The 507-nt window shown below is 44.6% G+C and carries 1 protein-coding gene; it reads right to left on the bottom strand.

Annotation, left to right across the window (positions count from 1 at the left end; genetic code table 11):
• On the bottom strand, window positions 1-507 hold a 507-nt coding region (locus tag PFRI_RS19160), incomplete at both ends, for a TolC family protein (protein ID WP_139292151.1).

Here is a 507-nt window from a genome sequence, read left to right as displayed (position 1 = left end):
TGCTCAGAGAGAATTTCATTTTTCAAAGACTGTAGCTCAAGGTAATCTGAATTTGACAGCACACCCGCATCAACTGCGGTTTGGACCAAATCTTCGCGTTCGTTAAACAAAGTCACATAGTACGTAATAATGCGATCAACCTCTAAGGATGTGCTTCGAGCAATATAAGCGTCCAAGATTTGTTGTAGTGCCTGGTCAAAAGCAATTTGGCTTTCCAATTTGGCTGTTTCAGCCAGTAATTCGCTCAAATATATTGAGCGATCTGTTTTGCCATTATCACTCAAAAGTTTTTGAGCAGTGACGCCGACGATTAATACACCCTCAGAGCCGTCATCTGTATCAGTTTCAAAGCCAGAGGAGCCACTGCCACTCACCGTCATCTCTTTTTGTGTTCTAGCAACGGCTACACGTTCTTTGGTCGCTGCCGCTGAAGATAGGGCTCTAGATACCGCTGGCGTGCTTACAATAGCTTTAACTAAGGCTGATGAGTGGGTTTCGAGAGGTGCT

The organism is Planktotalea frisia, from assembly GCF_001890925.1.
GTDB classification, from domain to species: domain Bacteria; phylum Pseudomonadota; class Alphaproteobacteria; order Rhodobacterales; family Rhodobacteraceae; genus Planktotalea; species Planktotalea frisia.
Note: the sequence above shows the minus strand (reverse complement) of the source record. Positions and strands in the feature narration are given on the sequence as shown.